We start from the raw sequence: 12,965 nt of genomic DNA on the forward strand, positions 1-12,965 counted from the left end.
CGCAACATGCGAAAGCCCCGACTATCAAGGGCTTTTGATAGTCGGGGCCTGAACGTGACTGGTCGTCACATGCCGAGCCAGTGGGCGAAGTTCGAGAAGGAATCGGGAACGCTGCGGTAGTGCGAGGTCAGATCCTCCATGGTCTGACGCACCACAGGCGAATACCGGGTCTGCTGCGGCGCCGCCTGGCGAGCCTTCTTCAGCGTGGTGTAAGCAGCTTCCGCCTTGCCCGACCACATTTGAGCGCGAGCCAGGTCGGCATAGTGATGTCCGACGCGGGAGGGCGGCAACGTGTCGAGCCGCACGTCGCGGGCAGCTGCCACCGCTTCCCCGTACTGGTCCATTTCTGTGAATGCCGCTACCCGGTGAAGCTGGACGTTGGCGGGGCCGAAGGAACACCACAGGACCCGTTCAACCGCGCCGGTACGGTCAGCGATCCTCTGAGCTTCTGAGAGGTGACCTTCCACGTCGTTTGCTCGGCTGTCCCGTGCGGCGAGGATGGCCGCACCCAGGTGCAGTTGACCGGTCACCACGTCGCGAGCCAGGCCGGGCTCGGCCTGCTTGACCTCGGTCAACCCCACCTTCAGCAGCCGGTTGCCGGTCTTGTATTGGGCGGCACGCAGGTACGCCAGCCCGCGCAGGTACTGGCGCAACGATCCCAAAACGGCGTCCGAGGCGCGTTCGGCAGCCCACTCGACGCGGTCCAGGGACGTGGTTGCCAGATCGACGTAGCCGAGCTTCGTGGCTACGTCATAGCTCGTGCGGTACAGGCTGGCGAGCGTGCGCCACATGTCGTCGGACGGAGCCAGGTGCGCTGCTGTCGTTGCCTCGTGAATGAGCGCCGGGAGTGCTGCCGCGGCACGCTTCAGGTTGGTCTTCCGGATTGCCGCGCACAAGCCCTCGGCGTCAGCCGCGATGTCCGCCAGTTGCCGCGGACGGATGTCCGGGTCGGCGCCCAGGTCGTACACATCCAGAGCCTCGCGGATGGGTTGAATGAGCGAATCGATCTGGTCGGCTTGTAGTTCGTCTACATACGGCTGCCCAGTGAGATCGGTGGTGGGCACGGACAGGGCGCGCGCCACTGCTCCAATGAACGCGGGCGTTGCTGGGGCTGCCCCCTGCTCAACTTTGCTGATCAAGGAACAGGAAACATGGGCCTTTTCCGCTAGACCCTGTTGCGTCAGGTGGCGTAGTACGCGAAGACGCGCGACACGCGCGCCCGTGTGCTCGGCAGGATGTACGGGCATACTGGGCTCCGTTCTGACTCGACACCAGAACGGTACCCCTCGGCTGGGCTCGGGAGTATGGCGATCGGCCCCCGCTGTTTCCGGCGGGGGCCGTCTTGATGCACATGACGAAACCGTCCCCGTCCGCGGCATATAGCCGCAGGCGGGGGCGCGTTGGTCAGTGGGCGGCAGCGGCCTGCCAGCGTGTGACGACGAGGGCGGCGAGGCTAACAGGGGCGGCGAGGCTCGGAAGGGGCCAATGGGCCCGTTCGAGTCCGTCAAGGCGCTGTTCATGGTCGGCGAGGCGTGCGTCGGCCTGGTCTCTGCGCAGTACAACAGCGCAAGGGAGCCGTCGATCATCTGCACGGCGTGTTTTGTAGCCACAGAGATGGAGCGGGTTGTGCGACTGGGAATCACCGGACACCGTGGGCTTTCTGCCGCTGTCGAACGGCTGATCCGCGATGCCCTCGAAGCCGAGTTGCAGAAGTGCGACATGGCGGAGTTGTGCGGGGTGTCCTGCATTGCCGATGGTCCCGATGCCTGGTTCGCCGAGGCCGTCCTCGCCCGTGGCGGCAGGATCGAGGTAGTGGTACCGGCCGAGCAGTATCGTGACGGTTTGCCCACGTCCCATCATGCTGCATATGACACGCTGCTCGAACGGGCAGCCGAGACACATCACACGGGAATCTGTGAGTCGACCTCGCAGGCGCATATGGCGGGTAGCGAAATCCTTGTCGGCCTTATCGACTCGCTCGTCGCGGTCTGGGACGGTGAACCGGCGCGTGGGTACGGAGGTACAGCCGACGTTGTGGGGTACGCGCGTCGGATGGGTGTTCCTGTGCGTGTGGTGTGGCCGGAGGGTGCCACACGGTCATAGGCATCGTGCGTTGAACCGGTGGAGCTTGCCGAAGGCCGCGTCTGGCGGCGGTAAAGTGCCTGGTCACGTAGTCTCCTCCCCGCGTATGCGGGGGTGGCCCCCACACCGACGCCAAGGGCTACGTGATCGCGTCCTCCTCCCCGCGTATGCGGGGGTGGCCCCGACCCACGTGTTGTCCTTGACCCTCTCCTTGGCTCCTCCCCGCGTATGCGGGGGTGACCCGAAAGTTCTGGCCCGTTCCCCGCGACCACGGGGGATACGGCAGAAGCCCCCGCCCAACGGCTCATAGCGGGAGCGGAGGCTTGGGTGTTCAGCGGGCGGCAGTGGCCTGCCAGAGCGTGACGATGAGGGGCGAGGCTGACCAGGGCGCGGAGGCCGCGAACCTCAACTACTGGGCCTACTGGCTGGGCGCCCTTCAAGAGCCACAGGCAGATGACGGCTTCATGACCGACCGCGCGCTGACCGGCTGGGATCCGGTGACGCTCCTGCGGGGCCTGGCCCGGGGATTCCACCAATCGCCCGGCTACGTCGACCTGTACACATATTCCCTGTGGGCGCTCCTGACAGCGCACCCGTGGCTGCCGCAGGCGGCACCCACAATTGCGCAGACGCTCGCCGACCGGGCCGCCCGTATCCGTCGATGACGGCCTGATCTCCCCACGGTCCCGGCGCGAACTGGGCGCCGTGCACTACGTTCTACGCGATCACCAGCACTGAAGCCGGAGGCACCATGGCGGACGAGACGATCAACGCGCGGGGCACGGCGGGATACCTGCTGGAGATGGGGATGCTCAAGCGGGCCAAGCGCTCCGGCTGGTGGATCGCCGGGGTCAAGGACCCGGAAAGCATTGCGGAGCACTCTTTCCGGGTGGGTGTCGTAGGCGCGGTGCTGGCCATGATGGAGGGCGCAGACCCGGCAAAGGTTGCGCTGATGTGCCTGTTCCACGACACGCAGGAAACCCGCGTCAGCGACATTCCGCACGTTGGGCGGCGCTACCTCGACGCGGCGTCGAACGAGAAGGTCACCGCCGATCAGGTTTCTGCCGCCCACCCTGCTGTTGCCTCCGGAGTTCAGCGCGTCGTCGACGAGTACGAGAACGGCACCAGCTTGGAGGTCGTTGTCGCCCACGATGCCGACAAACTCGAATGCCTGGTGCAAGCGGTCGAGTACCGCGAGCAGGGATACACGAACGTACAGAACTGGATCGACACCAGCATGAACAGCCTCAAGACGGCGTCAGCACAGACGCTCGCGCAGGCGGCGCTGAACATGTCGTCGCTGGAGTGGCAGCAGACGTACCTCTCCTCCCCGCGTATGCGGGGGTGACCCGGAAGTACCGGCCCGTTCCCCGCGACCCGCGCAGGCGGTGGAGATCGGACTGCGGTACAAGTCGGGGCGGATTGTTGAGCGCGCACGAGCCGTTCGCCGAGAATACGTCTCAGCCACCCCACCGAAAGTGCCGTGAGGGGCGAGGCCGGGCCGAGGAGCATGCGGCGCCCTCGCGGGAGATCCCCGCGGGGGCGCCGCTGCGTGTCGGTCAGATCAGTTCCGCGTGCCATTTTCCGCGGGCGAGGACGGTGCGGCCGTCGGGCGTGATGAAGACGCGGGCGCCTCGTACGGGTAGTTCGCCGTGGGTGAGCCAGTACGTGCGTACCTCGTCGAGTACGTCCCACAGGCGTCGTGGGCCACCCTGGTGCACGGTGGGCCGGTCATTGCCGACCGCGGTGGCGCGGGCCCATGAGCCGTCGGCGTGGACCATGATCGCAGTGCGCTGGTCCCCGTCTTCGTCGTAGCGGTGGACGATGCCGGGAGCGGTGACGCCGAGCATGGAATCGAGGTCCCATGCCTGCTCGACGTCCACGACCGGGAACGGCCCCGTGGTGACGTCCTCGCCGTCCTGGTGCGCTGCCGCGGCGAGCAGGGCGTCGAGGCCGGGCGGGTAGTCCTCGCTCTGCCGGACGGCCATGAACCCGGCCCGGTCCCACTGCACACGGCCCGTCGCGCCGCCGTCCGTGTCCTTCTCCGCGGTGACGAGCAGGGACGTGCCGGCGAGGGTTGTCACCAGTCGGCCACCGTGGCACAGGGCGTCGAGCCAACTCGGCGGGATGGTGCGGACGGAGACCATGGACACGATGCGGTCAACGGACCCCGGTTCGACGGGCAGGGGGCCGGTCGCGTCGACGGTCTCGACTCGGGGGTGCAGGCCGATCCCGCCGAGGCGGTCCCGTGCGGCCTCCACCAGGTAGGGGTCAACGTCCAGACTGGTCACCTGCTTCGGGTGGGCCAGATAGCGGGCGGCGAGGGCGGTTCCGTACCCCGACCCCGTGCCGATGTACAGCAAGGTGCCGGCGGGGTCGAGGTAGGCGTGCCGGTGCATGCTGACGACGAGGCTCGGCAGGGTGGCCGAGGATGTCGGCCGGCCCCGCGGGCGGTCGTCGGCTTCGGCGTGGTCGGCGTGCAGGGGGCCGACGCGGGTCACGAGGGACTTGTCGGCGTAGGCGGCCGGCAGCCACTCGTCGTCGTTCCGCGGGGCGCGCAGGGTGTAGGCGTCGCCGTCGCGTTCCCACCACCGGGGGATGAAGAGGTGCCGGGGCGTCTCGGCGATGAGGGGGTGCCACCGTGACGAGCGGTGTGCGACCGCGTGGGCGAGTGCTTCGGCGTGGTGCTGCCAGTTCACGCGGTGGCCTCCAGGGTGGTGGAGACGGGGTAGGAGGGGAGGCAGGCCGGCGTCGAGGCGGGGTCACAGTCGCTGGAGTCGTCCGGCGTGCATGCGGCGCGCGGCATGGGAATGCCGGCGGTCATCTCGTCCCATCGGTCACTGTTCAGAATGTCGGTGAGCCGTTGCTGCCGGACGTTACCGGCGATCAGGAAGCGCGACAGGATGCAGCCCGACACGTTCCCGTCCGGATCGACGGATACGCGGTGGCGGAAGCAGTGGCCGCACAGGTCGGCGGTGGTGGGCCCACCGGCGGCGGGGTCCGCGGCGCGTCCGATGGGCCGGGCCCTGTCGATGCTGATCACGCGGACGCCGAGGGCGCGCAGTTCGGCTTCGGCTTCCTTGACGCGCTGCCCTTCGTGTACCTCGACGATGCCGACGCGGAGGGGGATGCCGCGGTCGAGGGCGGCGATGATGTTTGCGCGGGTGCGGGCGTGGCTGCCCTTGTTCTTGGTGACCTTCTCGTGGTCCTCGGCCTGGTCGGAGTAGTAGGAGGTGGCCAGGGTGACGCCGGGGCGGGAGAGGGCGGCCCAGACGGCGGGGCGGATGTGCGTCAGGTTGCTGTAGACCTCGACGCGCAGGCCAAGGCCGAGGGCGTGCGCGATGTAGTGCGGAAGGTGGGGCGACAGGGTCGGCTCGCCGCCGATCATTTGCACGGCGGGGATGGCGAGGGCTGCCACGTCGACGATGACCTGCTGCCAGTCCTTGCGGGTCATGTCGCCAGGGCCCGCCTTTGGGCCCGAGTTGGTGCAGCAGTGGTTGCAGGTGAGCTGGCAGGTTCCGGTGATCTCCAGCTCGATGGAGCGGATACCGGCCGGGGCGCTGATCTGTTTGCCGGTCTCGGGGGCGACGACGGTCATGTGTACCTCTCCTGTGTTCAGCGGGCGCGACCCTGTCCCTGCGGTCGCACGGGTTGGTGCACCGCCCCGCGCCCGGGGGAACCGTGATCGGCACGGGGCGGCAGTCATCGGATGGTGCGTCGGTGGCGCCCGGCCCCCGCCGGGGGAGGGGAATGACACCCGGCGGGGGCCGGATTCCTCTGGGTGGGGTGGCTTGTCGGCAGGGGGGACGCGGTGATGGCGTACCGGGCGTCGTAGTCGGTGACGGTGAGGAGGAAGGCGTCGCCGGCGGCGAGGGCGCACTGTGTTCGCGCGTATGCGTCGGCGTCGCGGGCCCAGGCGCGGAGGCCGCCGGCGGGCCGTGGGACGGCGGACGTTGTCCGGAAGAGGGGCGCATTCCGCAGCGCTGGGGTGGTGGGGTCTGGATCGAGTAGGCCGGCGAGACGGTCTGCCTCGGCCCGGAGCCATCGAGCGGCGAGGCGCGCTGTGGTGGCCCGGTAGGCGGCGAGGAGGATTTCGCGGGTGCTGAAGAGGGTGGTGGCGGTCGTCTCGCACCGGTAGGCGTGGGTGGGTTGCGTGGGGGTACGCATGGTGGCCGGTGGGGTGAGGCTCAGCATGCGCGGCCCCCTGTGTGGAGCCGGGGGCGGAGCCGCGGCGCGTTCAGTCCGCCGTGCTCGGCGGCGAAAGCGCGCGTGATGCCGATCCTCATGGAGCAGCCAAGGATGTACGCGTTGCCGTCGGCGAACTGGAGCCGCCTGCGGGTCCCGTGGATCGCGCGCACATCGACGATGCGGTGCAGGTTGCCGCCGACCTCGATGATGTCGTTGATGCGGACCTCGCTGCCGAGGACGGTGATCGCGCGGGTGATCGTGTGCGTCATGTGTGTTTCTCCGGAGGAGCCGCGTCCCGGTCGCAGGCAGTCGGGCAGGGGGATACCTCGACGAGCGACCGGGGCAGGGGCGGGGGTGGCCATGCAGTACGGCCGGGACCGGGCAGGGCCGCGGGTGAAGTCACTTGGGGGAATCGCCGCGCAGTATCGCGAGGTGCTTGTCGATCTCCGCATTCAACGCCTCTTGCTTGCAGGCAAGATCGTCTGAGTTTGGCTGCTCGCTTGGAGTGGTCTGCTTGGGCGGGTCCTGCTGAGTCGACATACGTACGCCCCTCTGTAGCCGAACCGACGTATAGCCAAGGCCACTTGTGTGTAGCTGAGTTGCTACGTGCGGTGACCCGAGATTCAGAGTGCCCACCGAGTCCTTGCCATGCAAGACTTCATTGCGGTGTTCCGTTAGGAAGTCATCGAACTGGTGACTTGTATTGCATGACGGGTGCCCGATTGCTTTCATCGCGAGTGACGGAAGTCCGTCATACTGAGCTGTAGAAGGGGTGGAGCATGGTGGAAGGGCCGACCGGATCGACAGTGCCGCGCCGCCAACTCGGACGTAACTTAAGGGACTTGCGCAACCGCGCGCGGCTGACGGTTCGTGCTGCGGCGAAGAAACTGGAGTGGTCCGAGGCGAAGATGTGGCGCATCGAAACGGGGCAGACCCCGTTGCGCAGCCTCGATGTTCAGGCGATGTGTCTGGTCTACGGCGCGCCTACAGACCTCACCGAGGCACTCATGGGCCTGGCCAAGGAGACCAAAGCGCGTGGCTGGTGGCACGCCTACGGCGACGTGATCCCGGAAGGGTTCGACGTGTATGTCGGACTTGAGGAAGCGGCGGCGAACCTCTCGTGGTACGAGAGTGACGTCGTGCCGGGACTGCTCCAGACCGAGAACTATGCGCGCGTGATCACCCGTACCCACATCCAGGGGATCAGTGACGAGGACCTCGAAGGACGTGTGCACCTACGTATCGAGCGTCAGACGCTACTGACCAGAGTCACTGATCCGCCAACGTTGCGCGTCGCGCTGAGCGAAGCGGTGCTGCGACGCCCCATAGGAGGGCGAGAGGTGATGATCGAGCAGCTCGCGCACCTCGTTTACGTGTCCGAGTTGCCGAACGTGACGATTCGCGTCGTGCCCTTCGCTGCCGGTACGCACGCGGGGGTCGTCACCGGACCGTTTGAGATTCTGCGGTTCCCGGTGAACGGCGACGGGGTCGACACTGAGCCGCCGACGGTCTACGCGGACGGATATACGGGGGGCTTGTACTTGGACAAGCCGAGGGAAGTCGAGCAGTACGACGCGGCCTTTCAAGGAATTTGGGAAACAGCACTCGATGATCAGGCGTCACGGCGTCTGATCTCTGAGGTGGCAGGGAGCCATGAACAGGGTTGATCTTCAAAGCGCAGAGTGGTTCAAGTCGAGCTACAGCAACGGAAACGGCAGCTGTGTCGAGGTGGCCAACCTCGGTGACGCAGTCGCCATGCGAGACACAAAGCAGCATGGGATGGGGCCGGTTCTGACCAACACTGCCGAAGGATGGCGGGCGTTCATCGCAGGTGTGGTCAACGGTGAGTTCGGCGAGCTGTAAGCACTGTCTGCAAGCATCGGTACCTAGACCAGGACGGCCTCCGTATCGGACTTCTTCCGACGTACCGGGGCGCTCTCTTCAGCTATGCCGGTGAGTTTGCAGAAAGCGCCCTGGCCCTCGATATCGGGGGCCAGGGCGCTGTTCAGTGTGCGGCAGCGGCCTGCCAAAGTGCGACGACGAGGGTGGCGAGGCTCGGGAGGGGCCAGCGGGCCTGTTCGAGGCCGTCGAGGCGTGCGTCGGTCTGGTCGCTGCGCTGTACGAGCAGGGTGAGGTTGCCGTCGGTCTTCGCGAATCCGACCTCGGCGGAGCGCGTCGGAGGCGTCCCAGTTCGAGGGCAACGGCGGACGGGTCAGGCTCGGTCACTCGGTGCCCCAGGCGTGGTCGCAGGCAACGAGGATCGGCGCCACGAGGCCATCCAAGCGGTGATCAGGCATGGAGTTCTGTCCCGTCAGGGTCGTGACGTCGATATTCAGGACATGGGCGACCGCCGACACAAAGTCGTCGGATACCGGGCGGGCACCGCACTCCATCTGATTCACCACGGCCGACATGTCCTGTGGCTTGGTCGCCCTCAAATCCGATCCGATCGGGCGTGATTTTGTATGGTCGGATGGGGCCATGACCTCACGCGTGCTCTACCTGTTCGGTGCTGCTGCCCCGCCCGTCCATGATGTCTCCGACGTCATTTCGACGGCGCAGGACCGTGGGTACACCGTGTGCCTTGGCCTCACTCCGACCGCCGCCGACTGGCTCGCCCCACATATCACCGGTCTGGAACGGCAGACGGGGTATCCGGTTCGCTCCCAGTACAAAAAGCCCGGCACCGCGGACGTCTGGCCGCGCGCCGACGTCATCGCGTTCGCCCCGGCGACGTTCAACAGTCTCAATGCCTGGGCCCTGGGAATCACCTCGACTTTCGTCGTCGGGGTCGTCGCCGAGGGGATCGGCAAGGGCATCCCGATGGTGACCATGCCATGCGTAAACGCCGCTTACGCCGTGCATCCCCAGCTTGACCTCAGCGTCACGACGCTACGAAGCGTCGGCGTGCGCGTTTTGTATGGCCCCGGAGGGTTCGTGCCCAACCCTCCGGGCCAGGGCCTCCCGTCGGCGTACCCGTGGGAACTCCTACTTGATGCTGTCGACCAGCAGGCCACACCCACCCTGTGACCTGTTTGGCTATCGGTGCGGCCCTAGAATTCCGGCAGTCCCGGGGCGTGCGTTCTGGTGAGATGGCGCCACAAGCTAAAGCAGCGAATGTTGTTGTAACCCGTGGTGGGCGGCGGTAAAGCCCCTGGTCACGTACTCTCCTCCCCGCGTACGTGGGGGTGACCCCAAGTCCGGGCGTGGCCGCCAGTCGATGACGCCCTCCTCCCCGCGTACGTGGGGGTGACCCCATCGAGGACGGCGCCCAGGAGCGCCGCAACCTCTCCTCCCCGCGTACGCGGGGGAACGACGAAAGCGCCCCGCCCCGCGCGTGCTGCCGTCGGCGGAACGACACCTGCCCCGCCGCCCCGCAAGGTCCGAGCGGCGTCTACCCCGGGAGTTCCGTGCGCTCCCACCATTCGTAGACGGGCAATTGGCCCTCGGGGGTCTCCTGGTGGCGTTTCGTGGCCCGGAAATGCTCGTACCCACCACGGAACGGGATCTTCACGTCGAGCCCTGGTGCGGTGACGGAAACGATCCGGTCAGGAAGATCTTCGGGGCCGCCTTCAAGAACTGCTCTCGTCTCCTTCGTCATGGCGAAAGTGTCCCCGGGCGGTGATCCCGCTCTTCACATGACGCGCCGAAGAGCCCGCCGGTTCGACGGGCCGGCGGGCGCGACCCGCATACGGTTCGTCCTTCGCGGCCAGGTCAGCCCCGCCTGACGAACGCGGCCGCCTCTCCCTGCCCGCAGGCAATCCACCGACGCACCGTCACCACACCTCCGGGCAAGCCGCGCCCCGGCATCCGGTCGTCCGGATATGCAGGCGAATGCGTGGCGTTCGAACATCCTCGAAACGGTTGTGGTCCGACGAGCCGGAGGAGAAGTATTCAGGGGGAGGAGACGTACCAGGGGGAGAGGTGGGCACCCGGCCGTCAGAGCAGCAAGCCCAAGACCAGGCCCTAGTCCAAGACCAAGGACAAGACCTAGTCCAAGCCCAAGCCCAAGACCACGGCCGTGTCTGACCCGGTGACAAGCGCCGTGCACGGCACGGGACAGGGGGATTTCGGATGTATGCGTCATTTCGCCATGGGTTAGCCCTCGTTATGGGGTGGGCCGTTCTTGTGGCGGTCCTTTTCGGCTCGGCCGGCTTCGCGCGCGCCGCTGTGCCAGGGGTCGCGGCGGTGGAGGTACCGGCCGGTGTGACCGCGGGGGTGGCGGTCTTCGATCGGCAGACCGGTACGTTCACCGAGCAGCTCAATGCGGATATGCAGTTCCGTTCGGCCTCGGTCGTCAAGCTCCTGATCGCGCTGGACCATCTGTGGGACCGCGACCCCGGCAGTCTGCCGGCGGCCGACCGCGCCCGGCTCGACTCGATGCTGCGCAGCAGTGACGACGACGCGGCCTCCTTCTACTGGTCGCAGAACGGGGGCGGTGCGCTCGTCGACCGGATGGTCTCGCGGCTGCACCTGACCGACACCGCCGGACCACCGGCCGGCTACCCGGGATACTGGGGCTACACCGCGCTGTCGGCGGCCGACACCGTACGGATCTACCGCTACCTCCTGGACAGGGCCCCGGCAGCCGTCCGCGACCTGGTCATGGGCGACCTCCGGGCCTCCACCCGCTGCGGCAAGGACGGCTTCGACCAGCGCTTCGGCATCCCTGCGTCGTTCCAGCAGCCCTGGGCCGTCAAACAGGGCTGGTCCGGCTTCGGCAACTCCGGCGACTGCACCAACACCACCAATACGACCGCCAACACCACCACCGCGCCGGTGAAGTCCGTGAGTCCCACCGGTGTGGACCTCACGCAGAAGGCGCTGCACACCACCGGCACGGTCGGGGCCGGCGACCGGGCGATCGTCGCCGTCTTCACCCTCCAGCCGCAGAGCACCACCTTCGGCGCCGCGTACACCAACCTGGACCGGCTGGTGCGGTCCCTGAACGTACCCGGCGCCACCCGTCCGGCCGGCGCCTGGTTCAGCACCTGGGGATCCGGCGTCCGCGTCCGGTCGGACACGACCACCACCTCGACGGTGCTCACCGCACTTCCGGCGGGAGTGGAGGCGCAGGTCGCCTGCCAGAAACAGGGCGAGACGGTGACCGAGGGCCCGTACACCAACGACTGGTGGGCCTACCTGCCCCTGTACGGCGGCTACATCACCAACATCTATATGAAGAGCCCGGACAACAAACTCCCGGGCGTGCCCACCTGCTGAGCCGTCGGTCGGAGTGACGGGAGTGGTACCGGGCAAACACATCATCGGCGAGACCGACCTCGTCGAGAACTGCTGACGGCCCTAAAAGGAAGAGGAGTCGAACCATGCGAAAGATTCCAGTCACCGTTGCCGTGCTCGGCGCAACAGCCCTGATGGCGCTCGGCGCAGCCGGACCGGCCGCGGCCGGCGGGCCCCGGGAGGCGCAGATTCAGGCGAGCCCGTGCTGGTGGAACGGGGACCGGTTCTGGTGCAACAACAGAAGTGGTGCGCCGGTCTTCTCCGACATCCATGGAAGCCGCATCGTCGGCTACATGTATACGAACCCGTCGTGGTTCGGCTGCCGTTCGGAGGGCGATCCGACCGGGGGCGGCGGTCCGCACCCGAATCGGTGGGTGATAACGACGGCCGACAACGGTGCCGCGGGCGTGATGAAGGACAGCGACATCATCAGCGAGACCGACTCGCTGCCCGCTTGCGGAATCTCCTGACCGTGCGCGCGCTCACGGGCTGGCTGCCGCCGGTGACATCGACGGCGGCGGACCGTCCCGGTTGCCGGCCCGCCGACCTGAGCGGCGGCGCCATTGCGGACCGCCGCGGCGTTGCCGGGCGCCGTCGGCTTCGGCTCCCGGCAACGCCCGTACGCACCACGGCACTTGACCCTTGCGTGACGTGATCGAAATCGAACGGGGCGGGGTGACGATTACGCACCGGGAGCGGGACGCGCACCCGCGTTCCGTCCCGTCCCGCTCCGCCTCGTGAAGATCACGGCCGCACCCATGACCGCCCCGTGACGCTGCCGCACGACGGCAGCGGACCTCGGCCCCCGGAACAGATCGGACCCCGGAACAGAAAGGAAACAGCATGCACCTTCACCGAAAGCTCGCACCGCTCGCGGCCACCGCCCTGGCCGCCGCCGCCCTGGCCCTGCTCCCGCCCGCGGCGGCCCACGCAACGGCCCGCCCCGCCGCCGCGGAGGGGGCCAACGCCGCGCCGGCCTGCTCGGACGCCGGGTTCACCAGGACGAGCCCTTACGGCAAGACCTTCGAGGTGTACTGGTGCGACAACGTCGCACCGACCCCGGTACACGCCGATGAGGGCGACGGTTCGACCATCGTGGGAACGCTGAAGACGAGCCACAGCTGGTTCGCCTGCCGGATCGACAACGGCCCCGACAACGGGAGTTCCGTCCACCCGCACCGGTGGCTGATGACCGAGGCGGACGATACGCACGCGTGGGGAATGGTCCCCGACAAGCACATCTACAGCGAAACCGATCCCGTACCGAGCTGCTGACGGCCAAGACCGGCCGGTGACAAGGGCGTCACTCCGGGCCCCGTCACCATCGACCAGCGATTGCCGACCGGCCGGCCCGCCCCGGCAAGGCGCCCCGGAGCCCTGTGGCGCGGACCGCGGGCCTCGCCGCCCCTGGACTCCTGGGCGGCGAGGCCCGCCGTACCGGATGCGGCCCGGCG

16 protein-coding genes are annotated in these 12,965 nt (G+C 67.7%); 9 read left to right on the plus strand and 7 right to left on the minus strand.

Annotated features, from left to right (window positions below):
* Nucleotides 1-65: 65 nt before the first annotated feature.
* Nucleotides 66-1,247 (minus strand): helix-turn-helix domain-containing protein, encoded by a 1,182-nt coding sequence (locus tag IH09_RS07185; protein WP_052855245.1) that lies wholly within the window; start codon nt 1,245-1,247, stop codon nt 66-68.
* A gap of 379 nt (nt 1,248-1,626) precedes the next feature.
* Here IH09_RS07185 and IH09_RS07190 point away from each other — a divergent pair, with 379 nt between their 5' ends.
* The 3 genes from IH09_RS07190 (at nt 1,627) to IH09_RS07200 (ending at nt 3,430) form a co-directional block, all read left to right on the plus strand.
* Nucleotides 1,627-2,103, plus strand: coding sequence for a hypothetical protein (locus tag IH09_RS07190; RefSeq protein ID WP_172450825.1), 477 nt, complete (start codon nt 1,627-1,629; stop codon nt 2,101-2,103).
* A 344-nt stretch (nt 2,104-2,447) separates the two neighbouring features.
* Nucleotides 2,448-2,747, plus strand: a complete 300-nt coding sequence (locus IH09_RS07195) for a hypothetical protein (protein ID WP_190233226.1) — start codon at nt 2,448-2,450, stop codon at nt 2,745-2,747.
* Between the two features lie 86 nt (nt 2,748-2,833).
* Nucleotides 2,834-3,430: an HD domain-containing protein gene (locus IH09_RS07200; protein ID WP_052855247.1), complete on the plus strand. Its 597-nt coding sequence runs from the start codon at nt 2,834-2,836 to the stop codon at nt 3,428-3,430.
* A 211-nt stretch (nt 3,431-3,641) separates the two neighbouring features.
* On the opposite strand, the gene IH09_RS07205 is transcribed toward IH09_RS07200, so the two are convergent.
* The 4 genes from IH09_RS07205 to IH09_RS38835 all read right to left on the minus strand — a co-directional run bounded on the left by IH09_RS07205 (nt 3,642) and on the right by IH09_RS38835 (nt 6,810).
* Entirely contained in the window at nt 3,642-4,781 is a 1,140-nt protein-coding gene (locus IH09_RS07205) for a methyltransferase domain-containing protein (protein WP_052855248.1), read from the minus strand.
* On the minus strand, nt 4,778-5,680 hold the full coding sequence (locus IH09_RS07210) for a radical SAM protein (protein WP_052855249.1): 903 nt from the start codon (nt 5,678-5,680) through the stop codon (nt 4,778-4,780). The genes IH09_RS07205 and IH09_RS07210 overlap by 4 nt, the downstream gene beginning before the upstream one ends.
* Before the next feature lie 589 nt (nt 5,681-6,269).
* Complete coding sequence (locus IH09_RS07220; protein ID WP_052855251.1) at nt 6,270-6,539, minus strand: hypothetical protein; 270 nt, start codon at nt 6,537-6,539, stop codon at nt 6,270-6,272.
* Nucleotides 6,540-6,669: 130 nt separating this feature from the next.
* The gene (locus IH09_RS38835) at nt 6,670-6,810 is read right to left on the minus strand and encodes a hypothetical protein (protein WP_190233227.1); all 141 of its coding nucleotides are present in this window, start codon (nt 6,808-6,810) and stop codon (nt 6,670-6,672) included.
* A gap of 239 nt (nt 6,811-7,049) precedes the next feature.
* On the opposite strand from IH09_RS38835, the gene IH09_RS07225 reads away from it, so the two are divergent.
* Together IH09_RS07225 and IH09_RS36700 are read left to right on the plus strand one after the other, a co-directional pair.
* The gene (locus IH09_RS07225; protein WP_052855252.1) at nt 7,050-7,937 is read left to right on the plus strand and encodes a helix-turn-helix domain-containing protein; all 888 of its coding nucleotides are present in this window, start codon (nt 7,050-7,052) and stop codon (nt 7,935-7,937) included.
* Nucleotides 7,924-8,133 carry a DUF397 domain-containing protein gene (locus tag IH09_RS36700; protein ID WP_110952125.1) on the plus strand — a complete coding sequence of 70 codons (210 nt, stop codon included), beginning with the start codon at nt 7,924-7,926 and terminating at the stop codon, nt 8,131-8,133. Before IH09_RS07225 ends, IH09_RS36700 begins: the two co-directional genes overlap by 14 nt.
* 359 nt (nt 8,134-8,492) lie before the next feature.
* Here IH09_RS36700 and IH09_RS07230 read toward each other — a convergent pair whose 3' ends face one another.
* Entirely contained in the window at nt 8,493-8,684 is a 192-nt protein-coding gene (locus IH09_RS07230; RefSeq protein WP_052855253.1) for a hypothetical protein, read from the minus strand.
* A 67-nt stretch (nt 8,685-8,751) separates the two neighbouring features.
* On the opposite strand from IH09_RS07230, the gene IH09_RS07235 reads away from it, so the two are divergent.
* Entirely contained in the window at nt 8,752-9,300 is a 549-nt protein-coding gene (locus IH09_RS07235; RefSeq protein ID WP_052855254.1) for an HFCD family protein, read from the plus strand.
* Nucleotides 9,301-9,664: 364 nt separating this feature from the next.
* Here the strand turns inward: IH09_RS07235 and IH09_RS36710 are convergent, their stop codons facing one another.
* Nucleotides 9,665-9,871, minus strand: coding sequence for a DUF5988 family protein (locus tag IH09_RS36710; protein ID WP_094790709.1), 207 nt, complete (start codon nt 9,869-9,871; stop codon nt 9,665-9,667).
* Nucleotides 9,872-10,344: 473 nt separating this feature from the next.
* On the opposite strand from IH09_RS36710, the gene IH09_RS07240 reads away from it, so the two are divergent.
* The 3 genes from IH09_RS07240 to IH09_RS07250 all read left to right on the plus strand — a co-directional run bounded on the left by IH09_RS07240 (nt 10,345) and on the right by IH09_RS07250 (nt 12,786).
* Entirely contained in the window at nt 10,345-11,493 is a 1,149-nt protein-coding gene (locus IH09_RS07240; RefSeq protein ID WP_110952126.1) for a serine hydrolase, read from the plus strand.
* Nucleotides 11,494-11,597: 104 nt separating this feature from the next.
* Nucleotides 11,598-11,981, plus strand: a complete 384-nt coding sequence (locus IH09_RS07245; protein WP_052855256.1) for a hypothetical protein — start codon at nt 11,598-11,600, stop codon at nt 11,979-11,981.
* A gap of 373 nt (nt 11,982-12,354) precedes the next feature.
* Nucleotides 12,355-12,786 (plus strand): hypothetical protein, encoded by a 432-nt coding sequence (locus tag IH09_RS07250; RefSeq protein ID WP_052855257.1) that lies wholly within the window; start codon nt 12,355-12,357, stop codon nt 12,784-12,786.
* Nucleotides 12,787-12,965: the final 179 nt, after the last annotated feature.

The sequence above is a fragment of the Streptomyces celluloflavus genome, from assembly GCA_000720995.1.
GTDB lineage: Bacteria > Actinomycetota > Actinomycetes > Streptomycetales > Streptomycetaceae > Streptomyces > Streptomyces celluloflavus.